This window comes from Pseudomonas sp. GM102 (assembly GCF_000282555.1).
Lineage (GTDB): Bacteria > Pseudomonadota > Gammaproteobacteria > Pseudomonadales > Pseudomonadaceae > Aquipseudomonas.
On record NZ_AKJB01000086.1, the window covers coordinates 14,146 to 35,176 of the forward strand.

Genomic DNA, 21,031 nt, shown 5'->3' on the forward strand with positions numbered 1-21,031 from the left:
GCTGGCTCCCACAGGGATTTGCGGTGGGTCAGGGAGAACTCACCACTCGGCAAAACTGCCATCGGCATGACGCCAGATCGGGTTGCGCCAGCGGTGGCCGACGGCGGCGCGCTCGATCACGTATTCCTCGTTGATCTCGATGCCCAGGCCCGGGCCGTTGGGGATCTTCACGAAGCCTTTGTCGTAGTCGAACACCCGTGGATCTTTCACATAATCGAGCAGGTCATTGCTCTCGTTGTAATGGATGCCCAGGCTCTGTTCCTGGATGAACGCGTTGTAGCAAACCGCGTCCAGTTGCAGGCACGCCGCCAGGGCAATCGGGCCCAACGGGCAATGCAGCGCCAGTGCCACGTCGTAGGCTTCGGCCATGTTGGCGATCTTGCGCGTTTCGGTGATGCCACCTGCATGGGAAGCATCCGGCTGGATGATGTCGACGTAGCCTTCGCTGAGCACTCGCTTGAAATCCCAACGCGAGAACAACCGCTCGCCGAGGGCAATCGGTGTGCTGGTCAGCGGTGCCAGTTCTTTCAGCGCTTCGTAGTTTTCGCTGAGCACCGGCTCTTCGATGAACATCAGTTTGTACGGGTCGAGTTCCTTCATCAGCACCTTGGCCATGGGCTTGTGCACCCGACCATGGAAGTCCACGCCGATGCCGACATTCGGGCCGACGGCATCGCGTACGGCGGCGACGTTGGCCAAGGCCAGGTCGACCTTTTCAAAGGAGTCGAGGAATTGCAGTTCTTCGGTGCCGTTCATTTTCACCGCTGTGAAACCACGGCTGACCGCTTCTTTCGCGGCACGTGCAGTGTCCGCTGGACGATCACCACCGATCCACGAGTAAACGCGAATTTTGTCGCGCACCTGACCACCCAACAGATCGCTGACCGACACACCCAGAGCCTTGCCCTTGATGTCCCACAACGCCTGATCGATGCCGGCCAGGGCGCTCATGTGGATCGCGCCGCCACGGTAGAAGCCACCGCGGTAAAGCACGGTCCAGATGTCTTCGATGTTGCGTGGGTCTTTGCCGATCAGGTAGTCGGACAATTCCTCAACCGCAGCAGCGACGGTGTGTGCGCGGCCTTCGACCACGGGCTCACCCCAACCGGTCACGCCCTCGTCGGTTTCGACCTTGAGGAAGCACCAGCGCGGCGGAACGATGAAGGTAGTGAGTTTGGTGATTTTCATCTATTGCCTCTCTTATTAGATGCAGCGCTCGCAGCGCCAAAAAGTCTTAACGCAAAGCATTCCATGCAGCGACATACGCCTTGGCGTTTACTGCCACTTGCTCAGGTGTCATGCCCGGTTTGAACAACCCGGAACCCAGCCCGAAACCTTTGACACCTGCCTCGATAAACACCTGCATGTTGTCTGGCGTAATCCCGCCCACCGGCACCAGCACCGTCCCTGCCGGCAACACCGCCAGCCAGGCTTTCACAACGGCGGGGCCCATTTGTTCGGCCGGGAACATCTTCAGCACATCCGCCCCTTCGGCCAATGCAGCAAAGGCTTCGGTCGGCGTCGCCACACCCGGCGACAGGAACAGCCCCGCCGCTTTCGCGGCGCGCAACACCTTGGCATCGCTGTGGGGCATGACGATCACTTGGCCGCCCGCCGCTTTCACTTGCTCGACCTGCTCCGGCGTCAGCACCGTGCCTGCACCGATCAGGCAATCGGCGGGTAACGTACTGCGCAGGATGCGGATACTTTCGTACGGCTCGGGGGAATTAAGCGGCACTTCAATGACGCGAAATCCGGCCGAGTACAGGACTTCGCCGACGGCTGCCGCTTCTTGCGGGCGCAGGCCACGCAGGATCGCGATCAGTCCGTTTTGTGCCAGTGCTTGCTTGAGCATGTCAGACCTCCAGTCAGGTTTAACGGGATGGGGGTGTCGTGATCAGTCCGGCGGCGACCGCCAACTGCCACAACCCGCGTTCGGTGGCCTGCTCGGCCAGAGTCACCCGGGCAAAGCCGCAAGCGTCGAGTGCCCGGTTGTAGCGGGCGCAGAGTTGAGTATTTCCGATGAGGATGATCGACGGCAGATGGACGCTGTTGCGCCGACGCCGCTGAACGTTGGCCAGGGCTGACAGTTCATGGCCGATCAACAGGCCGGACAGATAATCCGGCTGCGCGACGGCGCTCAGTTCGCCGGTCAGCCCCAGACTGCGAGCACTGAACAATGTCGACAGCGGTCCGATCTCGCCGTCCGCCGACAGGGCCACCCGTACGCCGCGATCAAACGCTTCGCCATCGAAAGACCCGCCGCGCTGCTGAGTGCGCCCCAGAATGCTGTGTTCGCTGAGGACGGCGAAGACTTCGCCCGTCATGAAAGTATCGAAATGCACGATGCAGCCGTCGGCCACTTCCACCCATTTCGAATGGCTGCCCGGCAAGCCGATCAACAGATCGTTGCCCGCCCCGCTCGGCAGATGCTGCAACACGCCGAGGACCTGGGTTTCCTCGCCGCGCATCACGTTCGGCAAGCGCGAACGCTGAATCACGCCCGGCACGATGTGCACATCGACACCGCGAAGACTGCGAACGATTTGTAGGGAGGTTCCGAGATTGGCGACGTTCGCCGGCGTGTCGCAGTAGGCCGCTTCGCGCCAGCCCTGAGCACTGCCGACCATGCCGCAAGCAATCACCGGCAAATCGGGCTGCGCGTCAAGCCAGTCACCGCACGCCTCATCGAAGGCCAATTCAAAACCGTCGGCGCATGCCTGGCCGGCGATGATTCGCGGCATCCTGGGCAGCTGCATGATCCCGGACGACAGCGAGCGCTGTTCCAGCACCTGGCCACCGAAGCCGAGTTTGTAAGCACGTAATGAGGTTGTCCCCCAATCGAGCGCGATCAATTGCGCCAGCATCGCTTCACCTGTTTTGTTTTTTGGCAGTGAGTGAGCTGGACTATAAACCTGGGCGGAGACAAATCTCAATATATAAATATCATTCCCATATTATGGGATATACAAACACCCTTCCAGGCCAAAGCCCTGCGACGCAGCCTCACTCGCCGTGTGGGTGAAACCGCCGATATTGCGGATTTCAGTCAGGGAATACGTACTGGAAAATGGCCTTCTATGAAGGGAAGGCGGTGCTTTAAAGATCAGCGTGCGGCAGGCGCTTGATGGTGTTTGCTATGCGGAAACTGGGAAGCGAGTGAGTAATAAGGCTGCCTGCCCTTGAAAAACAGCGAGCCTAACCGGTGAGTTCTATATTTTAATTTTTGGTGGCAGCCTTCAATAACTCCCCGGATGGTACATGCATGATGTTCGAGAAATACGTTTTGTACGTAGTAGTGTGAACTCTGAACACACAAGAAAAATAATCACGACCTTCCAACAACGGGACTAATGCTTCCCCTTGCAAATACTTCTCTCCTCCCTTGCCACTTTCAGACTCGCGAAAAATTACGTCAGCTTTATAGGTAACTTGTGGATCATCTACAACCCTTTCGACAAAGCCGAAACCGGAACGCCTAATGTGATGAGCCTGAGAAAAATCCATATCATCCTCCAGCGAACATACAAGCCCTTCACCAATTCGCGATTTGAACAACTCAAGAATTGCTATATCAGACGTAAAATAAATCTGATAGATACTTGTATCTCCAAATTGTTCAATTTTTGAGTACTGGAGTGTAGCGATAGGCTTTCCGTGATTTAAAGAACAAGCCGAACACATTAAAATCACAAAAAAAATAAATAGCTTACGCACTTAAACATCACTCCCTGAAATAGTTTAAAATCGATTCATTGAATATCTGACGAGCCGACTTCCCGGTCGGCAACACCTGCATGAACATCAGGTCGGCATCCGCGTGATTGATGTCGACCTTACCCATAACATTAGGGCCTTGCGTGACTTCCCATTGCTCACCAAAATCTGCAACCAGATCCGAAAAATTCCAATCGGTAGCAGCGGCTCGAATGTTAACCCAGTATTCAGCTTTCGGCTTTGGCTCTCGCCTGTAAATATTTGATATTCCGTAAACGATTTTACCCTCACCTACAGGATCCAATGTCATCAACATCCTTACTTTAAACCCTCTATCGGTCAACACACTGGATAGATGAGCGCCATTCCATCCGCCAAGACTATGACCAACAATGTAAATCGCCGTAGAGCAATTAGGTATTCGACTGATCACATTCCGCTCTAAGCCCTCATCACTAATAAATGCATTGTAGCTGAGAAGCCATGAAGGGCAGCGATTCAACATATTAAACTTTGCTGCATCCGCAACAGCTATATTACGAACATATCCAATATTGTTATTTGGACCAGTAAGATAATAACTTTCCTGATCTCCCGCACCACCGATAAAAAATATAACCAGATCCCGCACCCCAACAGAAACTTGCTTGACAGAATGATCTGTCTTGCACGTAAGCGTATGAGTTTTTACCTCTCTTTTCGCCAAGGGTGCTTCTACCGTCGCGTTTTCATCGGCCATCCTTGATCACTCCACAAACAATTTAATAGTTTCAGCCAAATGCGAACTGACGGTATGGGTAAACCCGGACGCATCCGTGATGCCATGCTCTTCGCTGCCGTCACCACGCTGAATGGTGTAGGGGTGATAGGGAACGGGCTCTCCAGTTGCCTCATTGACCACTTGCAACCTGTCCGTGAAATGCACCGGCATCGGCAGCAATCCACTAAACGCCGCCCCTCCGCCACTCTGGCCAATAATGATTGTGCCAGAGCCGCCAACCACCACGTTGCCATGCCCGCCGGTACTGTCGAGCGTTGCGGCGTTGAGGCCGTTGATGAATACCGTGCCGGAGATGGCTCCGGTGATCGGGCTGCCGCAGGCGGATTTGTCGGTCATGCGGGCAGCCGCGAGGCCATCGAAGAACACGTCCGGGGAGCCAGAGACGATCGGATTGGTGCCATGGCCCGGCAATGGGCATGCGGTCGGGTCGGTGACGCGCGCAGCGGGTTTTCCACTCAAGTCAAAGCTCCTTGCTTCTGAGATTCAGGGTGAGGCTGATGGATATCGATGTCGGTCGCGGCAAAGCGCCAGCGGTTATCGACCGGGTCGAACAGCGCGTGGCAATCGTTATGGCTGTCGGAGGATGAAACGTTGTGAAGGGTTTGCCAGGCCTCGGCGACTTGCCATTCCAGAGCCGCATCCGAGATGCTGTCGAGGTCGTTGAGCACGGCGTTGTAGTCACGCAACCCGATCCGGTCATAGGACGCCTGCAGCAGGCTGGCCATCTGCGGGCCGAAGTCGATGTAATGCTCTGCGGTCCATTGGCCGATGTCGGAATAGACGTACCAGCCCATGGGCAGCAACGTGCCGTCGTTCAATAACGATTGATCCGCCAGGGCAACGAAGCCACAGCAGACGTGCAGCGTCAGCCAGCCCTGATGTTCCTGGATAAACGGGTTTGGATCGAACGTTCGAAGCGGTACGACGCGGTACTCCTCAAGACCACGACTACGCGTCATCAACTCGGCGTCCAGACGCGAGACGAACGCCCGGATCGCCTTACCGCCCGTGCGGTTGAGGGTGCAAAGGATGTCCACCGGCTGGCGATGGAGGTCGTCCGTGGAGCCTAGGTTTTTCGCCAGGCCATACAAACGCAGAGTCGCCCGAAGTCCGCTCATCGCCGGTCACTCATTGACGCGGCGAAGGCTCCACGGGCGTGGAGAAAGAGTGCCAAAGGCATTGCAGGTGTCGTCCGTGAGCGCGCAAAGGGCGCACAGAATGCCGGACTAAAGCGGTGCGAACAACCGATTCATATCAGATTGCCAGCAACGATCAACGTCCCTCGGCAAACTCGCGCAACACCGCCCCATCCATCCGATACCGCACCCACTCTTCCTGCGGTTGTGCGCCGAGGGATTTGTAGAATTCGATCGCCGGTTTGTTCCAGTCCAGCACGCTCCATTCGAAACGGCCGCAGTCATTGGCGCAGGCGATTTTCGCCAAATGGCGCAGCAAGGTTTTACCGGCGCCGCCGCCCCGTTGTTCGGGAGTGATGTAGAGGTCTTCGAGGTACAGGCAGTTGCTGCCCAACCAAGTGGAATAGCTGAAAAAGAACACCGCAAAGCCGATCGGCAGGCCATCGCGCAGGCAAATCAGGCCATGGGCGGTGGCGCCTTCGCTGAACAGGCTGCGCTCGATGTCGGCGACGCTGGCGATGACTTCGTGGCGGGCACGTTCGAAGTCGGCCAGTTCAGTGATGAACGCGAGGATTTGCGGAGCATCGCTGGGGGTTGCCGGGCGGATTTCGATCGTCATGGACGTGCCTTGTGAAAAGTTGAAAACGCCATACTAAGTCCGCGCGCGGCGCTCGTCACATTTGATAGCACTGTGGCGAGGGAGCTTGCTCCCGTTCGGCTGCAAAGCAGTCGCAAAGCTGGCGACGCCGATCTAACTGAAATACCGTGTCGTCTGGGGGTGGGGCTGCTGTGCAGCCCAGCGGGAGCAAGCTCCCTCGCCACAAAAGCGTTTCCACACTAAAGGACTTTTATGACCGCTATCGCTTTTGCGCCTCTGCATAATCTGGCCTCAAGCCTGCTGCCCCACGCGCTGGAGCCTGGCGAGGATGGCGCCCATGATCTGTCCCACTTGCAGCGGGTGTGGCACAACGTGCGCACGCTTCATGCGCAAGAAGGCGGTGATCTTGAGGTACTGCTGGCCGCCGTGCTGTTGCACGATTGTGTGGCGGTGGAGAAGAACTCGCCACTGCGCTCACAGGCATCACGACTGGCGGCGCAGAAAGCTTCGACCGTACTGATAGCCCTGGATTGGCCTGGCGCAAAAATCACAGCAGTCGTTCACGCCATCGAAGCCCACAGCTTCAGCGCCAACATCACGCCCACCACCCTCGAAGCGAAAATCATCCAGGACGCCGACCGCCTGGACTCCCTTGGTATGCTCGGCGTGGCACGTACCTTCTACATCGCCGGGCGCATGGGCAGTGCGTTGTATGACCCTTTGGACCCAGAAGCAAAAGAACGGGACTACAACGACAAGCGCTTTTGCCTCGATCATTTCCAGACCAAACTGCTGCACCTGGCGGACGGTTTCCAAACGACCACCGGTCAACGTCTGGCACAGATTCGCCACGAACGCCTGAAGGGTTTCATGGAGCTGTTCAAGGAAGAAATCGGCGTCTGCCCAGAGCATTACTCCGGTCTGCGCTAACCCTGAAATCGGTAACCACAGACCTATCATCGATACCTTGCGTGATAGATAGATGACATTCGCTTCTATCAGGTCAAGAGACGACTCATGTCTACCGCCGCCCCACCCGTCTCAAGCAGGTTGTTCAGTCTGTTCTGCCTCGCCAGCTATTTGTTGTCGTTGTCCTATGGCTCGACTTTTCTACTGTCGTTGCTCATTGGCTCTCGCGGTGGCAACGAACTCGATGCCGGCAGCGTGATTTCGGCGGCGATGCTCAGCACCTTTGCGGCAGTGATTGTTTCCGGTCACTTGTCCGACCTGCTCGGCGCGGCGCGCTCCATTGCACTGTTCAGCCTCTTACTGGTGGCCGCCAGCCTGGGATTTGCCTTGACGCCTGGCTTTGGCAATCTGCTGCTGTTTTTTGGACTGATGCTAGGGTTGGGCTGGGGCGTTTTCTACACGCTCGGACCGATCATCGTCGCGAGTCTGGTGACGCCTGCGCAACGGGCTAAATACTTTGCGCTGCTGTCGGGCAGCATGATGACCGGGATCGGCAGCGGTCCATTGTTGGGCCGCGCAGCCAGCGCTCTCGGGTATCCGGTGACGGCAGCGTTTTACCTCGCGGCGCTGGCCAGCCTGATCGGTGCTTTGCTGTTCTGGCGGCTGGATGCCCAGCTCAAGAAAACACCCTCGGCATCAGCGTCAGTCGCACGAATATCCTGGCACACAACGGCTCGGGTATTGTCCTCCAGAGCCGTGTTCCCGATCATCATGGTCGGCCTCGGCGGTTGTGTATTCGGTGGTCTGTCGAGTTTTCAAACCAGTTACGCGACGTCCCGTTCACTTGATTATTCGCTGTTCTTTTTCGGCTTCATGGGCGCGGCGATCAGCAGCCGTATGTTGATTGCCGGGTTCGTGGTCAAACGCGATCCATTGCGTGCCTCCTGCCTGTTGTCGGGCCTGATGATGGTTTCGATCCTGATGTTCGGTTTTGTCGTCGATGACGGATTCAGCTACGTGCTGGCGGCGATGATGCTCGGGGTGGGTTATGGGCTGACGTATTCGGTAATCAATGGCCTGGCGGCGAACGAAGCACCGTCCGGCAGCACCTCGCAGTCCTTGCTGTTGTTCAGCCTGTCCTACTTCGTCGGCGTGTTCGGCTTTCCGTTGCTGGCCGGCAGAATCATCGTCGAACACGGGATGATGACACTGTTGCTCACGGTACTGACGGTCGCCCTGCTGAACTGGCTGATCACCGTAGGTCGGTTGATCTGGCGTCACGTGAGCAGGATCAAATCGTTGCAGCAGGCCTAGGGGGGCATTCTCAATGAGTTTCCCCGCTGCGCCGGAAACTCATTGAGAACACCCCCTGGACCGCTCGTCGTTCATCAGGCACCAATCCAGGTTAGCGAGGACCAATATCGGGTAAGGATTCTAATCAACGGAGACGACACCATGACCACGTCCCGACTGACCGCCCTCGCTCTTACCACGCTGCTCTCCTCTGTCGCGTTCGCCGCGACCAGCTCTTCCGGGACCGACCCGAGCGACCCACTTCAAAGGCCCGAATCTGCGACCACCCAAGGTATCGACAGCGGTCGATCGCCTTCTCCGACGGCCACAGACCCACGGATTTATCACGACGAGGCGGACGGACAGGGCGGGATGAATACACCCGGCCCCCAGACTCCCGATAACGCCGGAACCGGCATCGGCTCGAAAACCACCACCGGAGGCTCGGGCTCCGAAGGCCTTGGCACCCGTCCATAAAATCGCCGATACGAGCGACCTGCAATACCTATCCGTCCTAACGAAGAGGTAACCATGAACGTCGATAAAAACCTGGAAAAAGAAGTCCTGACCCGTCTGCTACACGCCCACCCAAATGGCTTGGGCAAGGAGGTTCTGGACAATTACCGGGGGGAGAAAGTCGTGGCCAGCACCCTCGCCACTCTGCAGGATCGCGGGCTGATCCAGCACGGTCATGTGATCTGCAACGAAGCCGGCGAGCACTCGCTGAACCTGCCGATCAAACTCAGCGCCGCTGGGGTTGAAGCGGCGCGCAAGCTGGATGTCTAACCGAGTAGGCGCTGCTTTGAATGTTTGAAAAGCAAAGATCGCAGGCTTCGCCAGCGCCTACAACCAGGAGAAATCCCATGCCTCGTGGAAGCAAAGACAAATACACCGCCGAGCAAAAACGCAAGGCCGAACACATCGAAGAAAGCTACGAGCACAAAGGCGTGTCGAAAGATGAAGCCGAAGCTCGCGCCTGGGCCACGGTGAACAAGCAGTCGGGCGGAGGTGAACGCGCCGGCGGCTCCGGGCGCAAGAAGCCGGCCAGCGCCAAGTCTGCAGATCGCAAGGAGTCAGCCCGACGTGCGGTGGCCACCCGTGAAGGCAAGCCGCGCAACAGCAAGGCTTCGCGCGATACGCAAACAGTGGACAGCCTGAAGAAAGAAGCCCGGGCGAAGAAGATTCCGGGGCGCTCGAGCATGCGCAAGCAGGAGTTGATCGAGGCGTTGCGCAAGGCCGGGTAAGGGTTCGGATTTGATGGTGAGTTTGAGGGCCTCTTCGCGAGCAAGCCCGCTCCCACAGTTGATTCGTGTGAATCGCAATATTAGCGGCTGGCATAGATCCACTGTGTAAGCGAGCCTGCTCGCGATAGCGGTCAATCAGACGCCATAGGTCTCCCGAATCAATACATCCACCTCAACCGCCCCCGGCGAAGTCGCCGGCCCCCAACGAGTGACGGCCAAAGCAGCTGCCGCGTTGGCCCGCCGCGCCGCGTCTATCGCCGACAAACCTTGCGCCAACCCCGCAACCAACACCCCGGCATGGGCATCCCCCGCACCGTTGCTGTCGACAGCCGTGACCTTGAATCCCGGCACATGCTGACGGTCACCCTGCTGGCTGATCCAGCACCCCTGCGGCCCATCGCGAACCACCATCAAGGCGTCCGTCGGCAAATGATCCGCCAGCCTATTCAACACCTCGGTAATGTCTGACGTCCCGGTAAATCGCTGCGCCTCGACACGGTTGCTGGTCCACAGATCGATGCGCGGCAACAAGGCTTTCATCAGCGGCGCGTCCGGCGAATCCACCAACGGCCCCGGATCGAACACCACCTTGACCCCGTCTGGCAAATCCAGCACCCAATCCACCAACGCCTGAGCCTTGCCGCCATGCAGCAGGCTATAGCCGCTGACATAGACAAAATCGCCCGCCTCGATCGCCACGCTCGCCAGGCATTCGGCGGTCAATTCGCTTTCGGCACCGATGCAGGAAATGAACGTGCGCTCAGCCGAAGCTTCGGTCAGCGCGACACACAGCCCGGTGTCGCGCTCAGTGCTCTGATCAATGCCGATCCGAATGCCTTCAGCCGTCATCGCCTCTCGGGCCATGTCGCCGAAACGGCCCTTGCCATGGCCACCGAGGTAGACCACCGGCAAGCCGTTTCGCCGGGCCGCAGCCATCACATTGAAGCCACCGCCAGCTTCGAAACGGGCGGATTGCGCCAGCACGTCACCGCCCGATTGAGGCAATTTATCCACGGCCATGACCAGGTCGATCATGACCTGGCCGGTGTGTAGCAGATTAGGCATGAGCCGGCTCGATCAACGCGGCTCGGCGGTCCTTGGCGCCGCCGAGCACCCAGTAAATGCCACCGGCCACCACGAACGTGACGATCCAGCCCAGGCCGTTGTGGCCCAGCCAGGAGTCTGACAAAAAGCCCCGGAACCAGACATCTTGTTCAGTGGTGCCAATGGTGGTGAAACTGAAACCCAGCACAATCGCCACCGCCCATGCACCGAAGGCGCGCCACTCGACGCCACCGCGATACCAGTAGGCGCTGCTCGGGCTGACGTCCAGCAGGTCCTTGGGGCTGTAGTAATGCCGGTGAATCAGGTCGACCACAAAGATCCCGACCCACGCTGTGATCGGCACCGCCAGCAAGGAAATGAAGGTGATGAACGGGCCGTAAAAACTCTCGGCGATCAGCATGAAGTAGATCGAACCGGCGAAGATAGCAATGATATCGAGCACCACCGCATACACGCGCTTGACCTTCAGGCCGAGGGTCAGCGTAGTCAAACCGGCGGAGTACACCGACAGGTTGTTTGACAGTAGCAGCCCGCCGAATGCGGTGATCAGGTACGGCACGGCCATCCAGGTTGGCAGCATGTCGCGGATCGCGACGATCGGGTCAGTGGCCGAGGCCAGATCATTGTTGCCCACCGACAACAGACCACCGAGGGTGATCAGCAGCACCAGAGGAATCCCCGCACCGAACGCCGCCGACGCCATCAGACGCACGGCCTTGACGCTGCGGTGCTGGTAGCGCGACATGTCGGCACCGGCGTTGGCCCAACCGATCCCGGTGCCGGCGGCCATGGTGCCGATGCCGATGATCATTGCGCTCAGGGGCGCTGGCGTGGCGTTGAATACAGCGCTCCAGTCGATGGTCACGCAGAGGAAACCGCCGACCAGGATGTTCAACCCACCGAACACGTAGGTCGCCCATCTCTGGATCACCAGCAACGTGGCATGGCCGAGGCCGGACACCGACAACGTCAGCAGTACAAAAATCGCGATAAACACCAGGGTCAGCAGCGGCGCACTTTTGGCTTCCACCGGCGAGCCGAACAGAATCGAGCACAACGACAGCAAGACGAATGCGGCGGTGGTGGTGTTGACGGTTTCCCAACCCAGTCGCGACATCAGCGAGACCAGCGTCGGGCCGATATTGCCGCGCACCCCGAAGATAGCTCGCGACAAGGTCAGGCTCGGTGCGCGACCACGACGACCGGCAATGGAGATGATCCCGACTACCGCGAACGAACCGGCGGCACCGAGGATGGCGACGATGATCGCCTGCCAGATTGCCAGGCCGCGGAAGGCCACCAGCGTGGCGCCCAACGGTAAGCCGAGGATGGAGATGTTGGCCGCAAACCAGACCCAGAAGAGTTGCTGTGGGTGACCGTTGCACTCCCCTTCCGGCACCGGTTCGATGCCACGGGTTTCCAATTGCCCGGCGTTCTGCCCGGTGTTCGATGAACTCATAAAAATGCTCCTGTTGCCATTGTTGTGGTTATGGGCAATTTCGGAAGTCGAGATAACATTCCGGCGATCCTTGCCATATCAGTGCGTTCCATTGCGGGTGAAATTCTAAATAGGCGGCGCCCCTATCGCGAGCAGGCTCGCTCCCACAGGTACGGCGTGTGCCTTGAGATTGCACCATACCCTGTGGGAGCGAGCCTGCTCGCGATGGCGTCAGCGCGAACAACGCAAAGCCAAAAGCCCTTGCACCAACGGTTCCAGCTGCAAATCATTTACTGCTTTAACCTGCTCGATCATCGCGGCAGGCCAACTCTCAAGTCCCAGGCAGGCCCCAAGCATTGCACCAAGAATCGCCGCGATGGTGTCGGTATCTCCGCCCAAACTGGCAGCCATGCACAACGCTTCGAAGGCCGTCATTTCCCCGATAGCCACTTGCTGAGCCAGCGCGAACGACACCACCACCGATTCCTGCGAGGCCACCGACGTGCCGATCACGTCGTACAGCAAATCCGCCAGCAACGCTTTGTCGCTGTCGACGCTGATGCTCCGCGCCCAACTGATGCGCGAGGCGATACGTCCACCAGCGACCCAGTGGCCATGACCCTCGGCTTGCTGAGCGATCTGCTGGCCGAGGTTCAATGCCTCGCCCAGGTCCATGCCGTTGATCCCGGCAGAAACCACCGCCGCCACCGCCGCCGCACTGGCAATTCCCAGCGTGGTGTTGTGAGTCACCTGACAGGCTTGCACCACAGCGCGGAGGAAACGCTCGGGATCGGCAACATCGGCCGCAATCCCCACCGGCGTGATGCGCATGGCCGCGCCGTTGGTAGTGCCGTGGCGGCCTGCCTCTTCCAGCGAGTGGGCGGCGAGAATCATCTCGATCGCGCGTTTGGTCGAGGGGCCGAGCAAATCCTGCGAACCCTTGGCTTGCATCGCGGCTTCCCATTCGATCAAGCGCTGGGCCAGCACCTGCGGTTCGATCCAGCCCTCGCCTTCAATCAATAACTGACCGACCAGGATCGCCTGCTCCGTATCGTCAGTGATCGAACCTTTGGGCATGTTTGCAGCGATCGGTTGATCCGGGCCAGCGTCCTGCAGATCAGTGATCTCGCCGAAGCGCGCCTTGATCTCGGCGCGGCTCAGGGATTGTGTCGGCATGCCCAACGCATCGCCCAGGGCCAGTCCGTAGAACGCGCCGAGGGCACGGTCGAGTTCGGTCACTTTGAAGCTCCAATTTGCAAATGCAGACGAAAGCGCACCGGATCGAGCAGGCTTTCGACTTGTTCCATGAAGCGGTTCTGACGGTCGTAGGTGGTACGCAGGGCCTTGAGGAACACCGTGCCCTCCGGGCGTCCGAGCAGCTTGGCGTCTTCGGCGTTCAAGGGTTCGGCACCGATCCACTGATCGCCATGCTCGCCAATATAGCCGTAGGCGGCCAGCGTGATGGTCAGGGAATCATCGATCAGCCCCACTCGCGGGAGACTTTCCAGGCCGCCAGTGGCGGGCATCAATGAACGCTCAAGAGACACCAGGGTGCCATCGGTGCCACGGCGGCGACGATCGAGGGTGATGAATTGATCGGTACCGAAGCGCGCCAACAGGTCCGGACGAGTAACCGCCTCCAGCCGCAGCACTTCGGTATTGATCAGCGCCCCGTTGTCGGCCAGCGCCTGGGCCCAGCCGTTGCGCTGATCGAGCACCACACCATCGAACGTAACGATGGACCCCACCGCGCCTTGCGTAACGATGTCGTGGCGCCGCTTCAGTTCGACCAGGGCTTCACGCAGCGTGCCGCGGCTGACCTTGAATTCTTGAGCCAACTGATGCTCGCCCGGCAATGGAACGCCGTCCTCCATGAGGCCGTTTTCGATGCGCCGGGTGAGCTCGTCGACCACCTGTTGTTTCTTGTCTAATCGTACTGGTCTGATCATGTACACCTCGGGTGTACCGTCATAGCTGAAACGGGTTGGGGCGAGCAAGGGATATTTTGTGAAAGTGGGTGAAGGATCCTTCAAATGATCGTTCCCATGCTCCGCGTGGGAATGCCTCAATGGACGCTCTGCGTCCGCTGTTGGGACGCGGAGCGTCCCGGGCTGCATTCCCACGCAGAGCGTGGGAATGATCGGTAAAAGAATGTCCGTCAGCGCTGTTTCAACCGGTCAATCACCACCGCCAGCAACAGGATCGAACCACGAATCACGTATTGATAAAACGTATCGATATTCTTCAGGTTCATCGCATTCTCAATGATCGCCAGAATCAGAACCCCGGCAATCACATGCCGAATCATCCCGATCCCGCCACTCAACGACACCCCGCCAAGCACGCAAGCCGAGATCACCGTCAGCTCGAAACCCTGGCCGATCATCGGCTGACCGGACGTCATGCGCGACGCCAGAATCACCCCGGCCAACGCACCGATCACACCGTGTACGGCGAAGATGAGGATCTTGGTCCGGTCAACGTTCACCCCGGCCAACAGCGCTGCTTCCTGGTTGCCGCCGATGGCCATGGTGTTGCGCCCGTAGGTGGTGTAATTCAGCAACCAACCGAAAAACAGGAAGCAGACGATGGTGATCAGAATCGGCACCGGCACACCGAACAACTGGCCGTTGCCGAAGACGAAGAACTGTTCCTGCGAAACGCCCACCGCTTTGCCGTTGGCAAAAATGTAAGCCAGGCCACGCACAATCTGCATGGTCGCCAGCGTGGTGATCAACGCATTGACCCGTAGCTTGGCGATCACGATCCCGTTGATCAGCCCGACAATCAGCCCCATCACCAGCGCCGCACTCACGCCGAGGAACACGCTGTCGGTGTCGCGCATTACCACCGCCGCGACCACGCCGGCGCAGGCAATCACCGAGCCCACCGACAAGTCGAAATGCCCGGACGCCAGGCAATACAACATGGTGCATGCGGCAATCCCGGTCGTAGAAATCGCCAGGCCCAAGCCACGCATGTTCAGTGGCGACAGGAAGTTGTCGATCAGCAAGGTGCAGAGCACGAAGATCCCGACGGCCGCCAGCAGCATCACCCAGTCATCGAGAAAGCGCCGCAGGTCCAGTGGTTTGCGCGGGGTTGGCAGAGCGTTGTTTTGGACGGTCATAGTCACCTCTCAGTTCGCCACGTCGGCAGCGCGTTGGCGTGGCAACGCCAGTTGCAGCAGGTTGGATTCATTGGCTTGTTCGCGGGTCAGTTCGCCGCGCATCGCGCCTTCGCAGAGCACCAGGATGCGGTCGGAAATGCCCATGACTTCCATCAGGTCGCTGGACACCACAATCACCGCGATGCCGCTGGCCGCCAGGTTATGGATGATCTGGTAGATCTCGGCTTTGGCACCGATGTCGATGCCCCGGGTGGGCTCGTCGAGCAGCAGGACTTTCATTGGCATCGACAGCCAGCGACCGAGAATCGCCTTCTGCTGATTGCCGCCAGACAGGTACATGATTTTCTGCGCCGCGTTGGGCGTCTTCACCTTCAGCGCCTTGATCTGCTTGTCGGCATTGTCCTTTTCCCACAGGCCGCGCAACAGGCAGCCGAAGGTGGAATGGGCGCCTCGAGCGCTGATGTTGATGTTCTCGGCGACGCTTGCCAGCGGCAGGATGCCCTCCTTCTTGCGGTCTTCGGGGCACAGCAAAATCCCCGCTGCAATGGCATCGCGCGGCGAATGCAGTTTCAGTTCACGACCGCGCAACTCCAGGCGCCCGGCGGTGTTGCGCGTGAGCCCGCTGAGCATTCGGAACAGCTCGGTGCGCCCGGCACCGACCAGGCCGAACAGCCCGAGGATTTCACCCTTGTGCGCCTCGAAACTCACCGGCTCACGCAAGCCCGGCCCCAGTAACCCGTCGACCTTGAGCGCCACTGCGCCGCGCGGACGACTGCGGTAATCGTAGATGTCCTGAATGTCGCGACCGACCATGCACGTCACTAACTGATCATGGGTCAGCGCGCTCATGTCCTCGAAGGTGCGCACGAAGCGGCCGTCCTTGAACACCGTCACCGCGTTGCAGATGCGGAACACTTCTTCCATGCGATGGGAGACGTAAAGCACCACTTTGCCTTCGTCGCGCAGGCGCCCGATGATCGCCATCAGGCGATCGATCTCCCGCGCCGACAGGCTGCTGGTGGGCTCGTCGAATGCAATCACATGCGCGCCACGGGACAACGCCTTGGCGATTTCCACCAGTTGCCGCTGGCCCAGGGACAAGCGCCCGACTTTCTCCTGCGGGTCGATTTCATCGGCCAGGCCTTTGAGGCAGGCCAATGCCTGTTGCCGCAAAGCGCCGCGATTGATCAGTCCGAAACTCGCCGGCAGATGCCCGAGAAACAGGTTCTCGGCGACGGTCATTTCCGGCACCAGGTGCAGCTCCTGATGGATTACCGCGACCCCGCTGCCAATGCTGTCGGCGGTAGATTTGAAAATCCTCTTCTGCTCGCCGATCTGCAGATCGCCGCTGCTCGGCGTGTAAGCACCACCCAGGATTTTCAGCAGCGTGGATTTACCCGCACCGTTCTCGCCCATCAAGGCGTGAACCTGCCCCGGATGGGCGACGAAGCTGATGCCGTCCAGCGCCTTCACCCCGGGAAAGGTTTTGCCGATCCCGTTGAAGCGCAGGCTGCCGCCAATGCCCTGTTCATTTGTTTGTACGTGCGCGTGCATAAACCCACCTCATCACACCGGTCAGGCAGCCCCGTCGCCAGGGCCGCCGATGAAATCAACCGCGCCTCAGTTCCACAGGCCGATTTTTTCCAGTTCCTGCTTGAAGTTGTCGCGCGTGATTAGCGTAACGTCATCCATCGCGGTGTATTTGGGCGGTTCTTTGCCGGTGGTGACCCACTCGTACATCATGCTCGCGGTGTTGTAGCCCTCGATGTGTGGGCTCGGCAGCATCGAGCCGAAGAAGCCGCTGTTGGGTTTCTTCAGTTCGCCGATGGCATCGGTGCCGTTGATGCCGATGCCGATCACGTTGGTCGCGGCAAAACCGGCGCTTTCGGTGGCGCGCACGCCGCCCAGCACGGTGTTGTCGTTCATGCCGCCGATGATCAGGTTTTTCGCCGCACCCGGAAGCTTCACCAAGGCCGAGTTGGTGGCGTCCATGCTGCCCGGTACGTCGAGGGTTTTCAGCGCCGAGAAGAGGATGTGGTCTTTCGGCATACCGGCGTCTTCCAACGCTTTGACAGAGCCATCAGTGCGTTTCTTACCGGTGTCGAGTTCGTTGTAGGTGTTGATCACCGCGTAAGTGTCTTTCCATTCCCAGCCGCGTTTTTTCGCCTCTGTGGCCATGGCGGCGCCCTGTTTCTGGCCGACTTCGAAAGCCGCCATGCCCAGGTACGGCACGTCTTCCATGAACTTGCCGCTGGCATCGACGAAACGGTCATCGACGGCGATCACTTTCAAACCGTTGAGCTTGGCCTTGGCCATGATTGCCGGGCCGAGGGACACGTCCGGCGGGCAGATCACAAAGCCCTTGGCACCGTTGGCCGCCAGGCTGTCGATGGCCGAGAGGGTTTTCTCGCCATCAGGCACGGCGATCTTGATGACGGTGAAGCCCTTGTCCTTACCGGCCTTTTCGGCGAAGGCCCATTCGGTCTGGAACCAGGGCTCTTCCGCTTGCTTGACCAGAAAACCGATCTTCACTTCCTCGGCCGCCAGCAATGTACTGCTGAGGCTGACCGCGGTGACCGCCAAAGCGGCACAGCACAGGGAACGGATCCCACGACGACGTTTCATAAGCTGACTCCTTGTTATTTTTTTTGAGCGTTATTTGAAAGCCTTCAAAGCATGCAGCCAATAGTCATATCGTATGATGATTGGATTTCAGACGTAGTTTCGCGCTTGAAACCCGAGTTATTCAGTCGTGGTACATGACCGAGCGTCCACCATCGATGGTGATGCATGAAGCATTGATGAACGGCGCTTCATCGCTGGCCAGGAACACAGCGGTCATCGCCACTTCAATCGGCTGGCCGATGCGCCGCGGTGGATGCAGGTCGAAGGCCCGCTGACGTTCAGCATGGGGGTCGGCAAAACCGTTCCAGTAATCAACGTTCAGTTGGGTTTCGATGTAGCCCGGGGCGATGGCATTGACGCGAATGCCCTTGGGTGCGTATTCGATGCCCAAGGCGCGGGTCAGACCGAGCAAACCGTGCTTGGCCACCGGGTACGGGAAGCAGCCGGGAATGATGTGAGTGGAATGGGTCGAGGCAATGTTGATGATGCTGCCGATGCCCTGCTCGATCATTTGCGGCAACACGGCTTTGCAGCCATACCAGGCGCCGTCCAGATCGATGGCGAAGCAGCGCCGCCAATCTTCTTCGGACATTTGCAGCGGGTCGCGGAACACGTTGACCCCGGCACAGTTGACCAGCACGTCGATTCGGCCGTGAAGTTCGATGGCCAATCTGGCCATGGCGTGCAGGTCTTGCTGGCGCGATACGTCGGCCTTGATCGCCACGACATCCGCGCCTTGCTCACGCCAGTGCGCCGCGACTTTTTCGACTTTCTCGCCCTGAATATCACTGATGATCAGCCTGGCCTGCTGAGAGGCGAAGGTCGCGACAATCGCTTCGCCAATACCCTGAGCGGCGCCGGTCAACAGCACCACCTTGTTCTTCAGGCGCTCACCCTTGGGCGGCTCAGGCACCGGTGGCAAGGAAAGAGGTTCAGCCATGGATCAACACTCCTGTTTGAAGGCACGACGAAAACCGGACATCTGTCGATGTCCGGTCAAAAAGCTGTTGGGAACAGGCAGGCAGGCGAGAAAACGCCCGGGCGCCGAGGCGGCCTGAAGCACTGACTCCGTAAGGGAGTGCGGTGGAATATCGCTGCATCACTTCACCTGTTTTGTTTTTTTAAGTGTGAGTGCGTGTAACTGATGGGGCCGACTATAAACCCGACCACCAAATAATCTCAATATATAATTTTACATCCCATATTTTGGGATTTATCCCACAAACCGCTGACAGGCTTTTCCGGGTACATCCACTCGAATCGATAACAGCGCGCCGTCCAACGGATGATTGAATGGGCTTGCGGCGCTGGTGATGTACAGGGTTTTGAAGTCTTCGCCACCGAACACGCAACTGGTGGGACGGCTGACCGGCAGCTCGATTACCCGATCCACATAACCGTCCGGGGTCAGCCTGAGCAGACAACTGCCGTCCCATCGGGCGTTCCATATATAGCCCTCGGCATCCATCGCCGAGCCGTCGGGGCCGCCACGTTCGTGGGGGCCAAGCCAGACATAGGCGGTGTCCAGGTTGCCGTCGGTATGGATGAAATGTCGGTAAAGCGTGCTGTCGAGGCTGTCGGCGAAATACAGGGTGGTGCCGTCGTCGCTCCACAGCAACGTGTTGGGAATACCTAATCCTCGAAGCAGTGGCGTGACCCGAGCATCGCGGTCGATGCGAAACAGGCCCCCCGAGCGGCGCACGACGGGTAAATCTTCGCCCTGCTCACCGATGTTGTTTTGCATGGTGCCCAGCCAGAGCCGGCCTTGGGCATCGCAGCGGGCTTCGTTGGGGCGATTGCCGGGTTGCGGATCGGCCACGCAGAACAAGGTCAGCCGAGGTTCCAGGCCTGGGGAAGCCAGGTCCAGCCGATAAACCCCACTGCTCAATGTCACCAGGGCATCGCCGCTTTCGCAGGGGATGAATGCGGACACGTGTTCCGGCATCTGCCAGATTTCCACGTTGGCGCCGATCAGCCTCAGCGCTTGCTTACCCGCGATATCTACCCAATACAGCGCCTGGGTCGGAGCATCCCAAAACGGGCCTTCGCCGAGTTGCGCACGGTGTCCGGTAACGGCAGTCCACGTCATGAAACCTCCTTTCTCTTATTGCTTTGTGTGGGAGCGGCTTATGTGGCGAGGGGGCTCGCCCCGTTCGGCTGCGAAGCAGTCGTAAAACCAGACTGTTGTTAGGGGTGCTTCGCCCCCCAACGGGGCAAGCCCCCTCGCCACACAAGCCCGCTCCCACAAGGGTTCTTATTGTTAGCTAGCCTTCTTGTCGGCCATGACTTGCGGGTAGAAGCGTTTGATCGCCAGGTCCGCGTTATCGATCAGCGTCATGCAAGCCCACACACCCCGCGCGGCATCCCGGGCGGCGATGGCGTCGGCCATGTCTTTGTGGATTGGCAAGGTTCGGCGCAGTTCGTCCGGGTCGGCGGCAGACACTTCGAAAGACACGGCCAGCAACGCGCCGAGGGCCGGGACCATTTGTTCGATGAATTGATTGTGGCTGGCGGCGAGGATGCACTCGTGGAAGAACTGGTCGGCGCGGTTGTAATCGACGCCGCTGTCCACTGCCCGTTCCAGCGCGTTATAGGCCTGGAGTACGGCTTGTACTTGTTCCACCGTCGCCCGCTCGCAGGCCCAGCGCACCGCCATGGGTTCAATGGTGCGGCGCAGGTCGAGCAGGTCGTCGACGAAGTTTTCCGGCAAGCCGCTGCGCGACAACCAGCCGACGACTTGAGGATCGAAGAGGTTCCAGCGCCGCACCGGCAATACGCGCGTGCCGACCTTCGGCCCGACTTCGAGCATGCCCTTGGCGACCAGGGTTTTGATGGCTTCGCGGATGACCGTACGGCTGACACCGAGCTGCTCGCCCAGATCGGCTTCGACTTTGATGGTTTCGCCGGGCTTTACCTGGCCGGCAGCAATCCAGCACCCCAGCCAGTCGACCGTCGACGCATGAAAACTGCTGGACATGGGCACCTCGTCGACCGGTGATAAAAAACAAACGACACAACGCCGTTCGCGATGGGTGTCCACGCTAATCATCATATGATTGGGTGTCAATTGGATTTTCAGATGCCTCGCCATACGGACA

General features: G+C 59.0%; 23 protein-coding genes. 5 read left to right on the forward strand and 18 right to left on the reverse strand.

Annotated elements, in window-relative coordinates; genetic code table 11:
- Nucleotides 1-39: 39 nt before the first annotated feature.
- From dgoD to PMI18_RS08425, 8 genes are all read right to left on the reverse strand, one after another.
- A complete protein-coding gene (dgoD, locus tag PMI18_RS08460; RefSeq protein WP_007903915.1) occupies nucleotides 40-1,188 on the reverse strand; it encodes a galactonate dehydratase in 1,149 nt (382 codons plus the stop codon).
- A 46-nt stretch (nucleotides 1,189-1,234) separates the two neighbouring features.
- Nucleotides 1,235-1,855, reverse strand: coding sequence for a 2-dehydro-3-deoxy-6-phosphogalactonate aldolase (locus PMI18_RS08455; RefSeq protein ID WP_007903916.1), 621 nt, complete (start codon nucleotides 1,853-1,855; stop codon nucleotides 1,235-1,237).
- A 19-nt stretch (nucleotides 1,856-1,874) separates the two neighbouring features.
- On the reverse strand, nucleotides 1,875-2,867 hold the full coding sequence (locus PMI18_RS08450; RefSeq protein WP_007903917.1) for a 2-dehydro-3-deoxygalactonokinase: 993 nt from the start codon (nucleotides 2,865-2,867) through the stop codon (nucleotides 1,875-1,877).
- Between the two features lie 352 nt (nucleotides 2,868-3,219).
- On the reverse strand, nucleotides 3,220-3,717 hold the full coding sequence (locus PMI18_RS31345; protein WP_177319034.1) for a hypothetical protein: 498 nt from the start codon (nucleotides 3,715-3,717) through the stop codon (nucleotides 3,220-3,222).
- 7 nt (nucleotides 3,718-3,724) lie between these two features.
- Nucleotides 3,725-4,456: a hypothetical protein gene (locus PMI18_RS08440; protein ID WP_007903920.1), complete on the reverse strand. Its 732-nt coding sequence runs from the start codon at nucleotides 4,454-4,456 to the stop codon at nucleotides 3,725-3,727.
- A gap of 6 nt (nucleotides 4,457-4,462) precedes the next feature.
- The gene (locus PMI18_RS08435; RefSeq protein WP_007903922.1) at nucleotides 4,463-4,957 is read right to left on the reverse strand and encodes a PAAR domain-containing protein; all 495 of its coding nucleotides are present in this window, start codon (nucleotides 4,955-4,957) and stop codon (nucleotides 4,463-4,465) included.
- Nucleotides 4,954-5,616 carry a hypothetical protein gene (locus PMI18_RS08430; RefSeq protein WP_007903923.1) on the reverse strand — a complete coding sequence of 221 codons (663 nt, stop codon included), beginning with the start codon at nucleotides 5,614-5,616 and terminating at the stop codon, nucleotides 4,954-4,956. The genes PMI18_RS08435 and PMI18_RS08430 overlap by 4 nt, the downstream gene beginning before the upstream one ends.
- 154 nt (nucleotides 5,617-5,770) lie before the next feature.
- Entirely contained in the window at nucleotides 5,771-6,253 is a 483-nt protein-coding gene (locus PMI18_RS08425) for a GNAT family N-acetyltransferase (RefSeq protein ID WP_007903931.1), read from the reverse strand.
- 231 nt (nucleotides 6,254-6,484) lie between these two features.
- On the opposite strand from PMI18_RS08425, the gene PMI18_RS08420 reads away from it, so the two are divergent.
- The 5 genes from PMI18_RS08420 to PMI18_RS08400 all read left to right on the forward strand — a co-directional run bounded on the left by PMI18_RS08420 (nucleotide 6,485) and on the right by PMI18_RS08400 (nucleotide 9,678).
- Nucleotides 6,485-7,162: an HD domain-containing protein gene (locus PMI18_RS08420; RefSeq protein WP_007903933.1), complete on the forward strand. Its 678-nt coding sequence runs from the start codon at nucleotides 6,485-6,487 to the stop codon at nucleotides 7,160-7,162.
- Between the two features lie 87 nt (nucleotides 7,163-7,249).
- Entirely contained in the window at nucleotides 7,250-8,455 is a 1,206-nt protein-coding gene (locus PMI18_RS08415) for an MFS transporter (RefSeq protein WP_007903934.1), read from the forward strand.
- Nucleotides 8,456-8,596: 141 nt separating this feature from the next.
- The gene (locus PMI18_RS08410) at nucleotides 8,597-8,911 is read left to right on the forward strand and encodes a hypothetical protein (protein ID WP_007903935.1); all 315 of its coding nucleotides are present in this window, start codon (nucleotides 8,597-8,599) and stop codon (nucleotides 8,909-8,911) included.
- A 54-nt stretch (nucleotides 8,912-8,965) separates the two neighbouring features.
- On the forward strand, nucleotides 8,966-9,220 hold the full coding sequence (locus PMI18_RS08405) for a hypothetical protein (RefSeq protein WP_007903936.1): 255 nt from the start codon (nucleotides 8,966-8,968) through the stop codon (nucleotides 9,218-9,220).
- A gap of 77 nt (nucleotides 9,221-9,297) precedes the next feature.
- Nucleotides 9,298-9,678 (forward strand): Rho termination factor N-terminal domain-containing protein, encoded by a 381-nt coding sequence (locus PMI18_RS08400; RefSeq protein ID WP_007903937.1) that lies wholly within the window; start codon nucleotides 9,298-9,300, stop codon nucleotides 9,676-9,678.
- Between the two features lie 135 nt (nucleotides 9,679-9,813).
- Here PMI18_RS08400 and PMI18_RS08395 read toward each other — a convergent pair whose 3' ends face one another.
- The 10 genes from PMI18_RS08395 to PMI18_RS08350 form a co-directional block, all read right to left on the reverse strand.
- The gene (locus tag PMI18_RS08395) at nucleotides 9,814-10,743 is read right to left on the reverse strand and encodes a PfkB family carbohydrate kinase (RefSeq protein WP_007903939.1); all 930 of its coding nucleotides are present in this window, start codon (nucleotides 10,741-10,743) and stop codon (nucleotides 9,814-9,816) included.
- Nucleotides 10,736-12,202, reverse strand: a complete 1,467-nt coding sequence (locus tag PMI18_RS08390; protein WP_007903940.1) for a purine-cytosine permease family protein — start codon at nucleotides 12,200-12,202, stop codon at nucleotides 10,736-10,738. Before PMI18_RS08390 ends, PMI18_RS08395 begins: the two co-directional genes overlap by 8 nt.
- 210 nt (nucleotides 12,203-12,412) lie before the next feature.
- Nucleotides 12,413-13,420, reverse strand: coding sequence for an ADP-ribosylglycohydrolase family protein (locus PMI18_RS08385; protein WP_007903941.1), 1,008 nt, complete (start codon nucleotides 13,418-13,420; stop codon nucleotides 12,413-12,415).
- Nucleotides 13,417-14,130 (reverse strand): GntR family transcriptional regulator, encoded by a 714-nt coding sequence (locus PMI18_RS08380; RefSeq protein WP_007903946.1) that lies wholly within the window; start codon nucleotides 14,128-14,130, stop codon nucleotides 13,417-13,419. Before PMI18_RS08380 ends, PMI18_RS08385 begins: the two co-directional genes overlap by 4 nt.
- A gap of 209 nt (nucleotides 14,131-14,339) precedes the next feature.
- A complete protein-coding gene (gene araH, locus PMI18_RS08375; protein WP_007903950.1) occupies nucleotides 14,340-15,308 on the reverse strand; it encodes an L-arabinose ABC transporter permease AraH in 969 nt (322 codons plus the stop codon).
- A gap of 9 nt (nucleotides 15,309-15,317) precedes the next feature.
- Nucleotides 15,318-16,862 (reverse strand): L-arabinose ABC transporter ATP-binding protein AraG, encoded by a 1,545-nt coding sequence (gene araG, locus PMI18_RS08370; protein ID WP_007903952.1) that lies wholly within the window; start codon nucleotides 16,860-16,862, stop codon nucleotides 15,318-15,320.
- A 66-nt stretch (nucleotides 16,863-16,928) separates the two neighbouring features.
- Nucleotides 16,929-17,933, reverse strand: coding sequence for a substrate-binding domain-containing protein (locus PMI18_RS08365; protein ID WP_007903960.1), 1,005 nt, complete (start codon nucleotides 17,931-17,933; stop codon nucleotides 16,929-16,931).
- A 121-nt stretch (nucleotides 17,934-18,054) separates the two neighbouring features.
- Nucleotides 18,055-18,873, reverse strand: a complete 819-nt coding sequence (locus PMI18_RS08360) for an SDR family oxidoreductase (RefSeq protein WP_007903965.1) — start codon at nucleotides 18,871-18,873, stop codon at nucleotides 18,055-18,057.
- Between the two features lie 273 nt (nucleotides 18,874-19,146).
- A complete protein-coding gene (locus PMI18_RS08355) occupies nucleotides 19,147-20,022 on the reverse strand; it encodes an SMP-30/gluconolactonase/LRE family protein (RefSeq protein WP_007903967.1) in 876 nt (291 codons plus the stop codon).
- 171 nt (nucleotides 20,023-20,193) lie between these two features.
- Nucleotides 20,194-20,910: a FadR/GntR family transcriptional regulator gene (locus PMI18_RS08350; protein WP_007903969.1), complete on the reverse strand. Its 717-nt coding sequence runs from the start codon at nucleotides 20,908-20,910 to the stop codon at nucleotides 20,194-20,196.
- Nucleotides 20,911-21,031 lie beyond the last annotated feature (121 nt).

Coding starts and splice junctions, on each gene's coding strand:
- PMI18_RS08360 (WP_007903965.1), bottom strand. CDS start 18,873: ATGGCTGAACCTCTTTCCTTGCCACCGGTGCCTGAGCCGCCCAAGGGT.
- PMI18_RS08400 (WP_007903937.1), top strand. CDS start 9,298: ATGCCTCGTGGAAGCAAAGACAAATACACCGCCGAGCAAAAACGCAAG.
- PMI18_RS08455 (WP_007903916.1), bottom strand. CDS start 1,855: ATGCTCAAGCAAGCACTGGCACAAAACGGACTGATCGCGATCCTGCGT.
- araG (WP_007903952.1), bottom strand. CDS start 16,862: ATGCACGCGCACGTACAAACAAATGAACAGGGCATTGGCGGCAGCCTG.
- PMI18_RS08450 (WP_007903917.1), bottom strand. CDS start 2,867: ATGCTGGCGCAATTGATCGCGCTCGATTGGGGGACAACCTCATTACGT.
- araH (WP_007903950.1), bottom strand. CDS start 15,308: ATGACCGTCCAAAACAACGCTCTGCCAACCCCGCGCAAACCACTGGAC.
- PMI18_RS08350 (WP_007903969.1), bottom strand. CDS start 20,910: ATGTCCAGCAGTTTTCATGCGTCGACGGTCGACTGGCTGGGGTGCTGG.
- PMI18_RS08425 (WP_007903931.1), bottom strand. CDS start 6,253: ATGACGATCGAAATCCGCCCGGCAACCCCCAGCGATGCTCCGCAAATC.
- PMI18_RS08380 (WP_007903946.1), bottom strand. CDS start 14,130: ATGATCAGACCAGTACGATTAGACAAGAAACAACAGGTGGTCGACGAG.
- PMI18_RS08420 (WP_007903933.1), top strand. CDS start 6,485: ATGACCGCTATCGCTTTTGCGCCTCTGCATAATCTGGCCTCAAGCCTG.
- PMI18_RS08365 (WP_007903960.1), bottom strand. CDS start 17,933: ATGAAACGTCGTCGTGGGATCCGTTCCCTGTGCTGTGCCGCTTTGGCG.
- PMI18_RS08395 (WP_007903939.1), bottom strand. CDS start 10,743: ATGCCTAATCTGCTACACACCGGCCAGGTCATGATCGACCTGGTCATG.
- dgoD (WP_007903915.1), bottom strand. CDS start 1,188: ATGAAAATCACCAAACTCACTACCTTCATCGTTCCGCCGCGCTGGTGC.
- PMI18_RS08390 (WP_007903940.1), bottom strand. CDS start 12,202: ATGAGTTCATCGAACACCGGGCAGAACGCCGGGCAATTGGAAACCCGT.
- PMI18_RS08410 (WP_007903935.1), top strand. CDS start 8,597: ATGACCACGTCCCGACTGACCGCCCTCGCTCTTACCACGCTGCTCTCC.
- PMI18_RS08430 (WP_007903923.1), bottom strand. CDS start 5,616: ATGAGCGGACTTCGGGCGACTCTGCGTTTGTATGGCCTGGCGAAAAAC.
- PMI18_RS08405 (WP_007903936.1), top strand. CDS start 8,966: ATGAACGTCGATAAAAACCTGGAAAAAGAAGTCCTGACCCGTCTGCTA.
- PMI18_RS08440 (WP_007903920.1), bottom strand. CDS start 4,456: ATGGCCGATGAAAACGCGACGGTAGAAGCACCCTTGGCGAAAAGAGAG.
- PMI18_RS08415 (WP_007903934.1), top strand. CDS start 7,250: ATGTCTACCGCCGCCCCACCCGTCTCAAGCAGGTTGTTCAGTCTGTTC.
- PMI18_RS08355 (WP_007903967.1), bottom strand. CDS start 20,022: ATGACGTGGACTGCCGTTACCGGACACCGTGCGCAACTCGGCGAAGGC.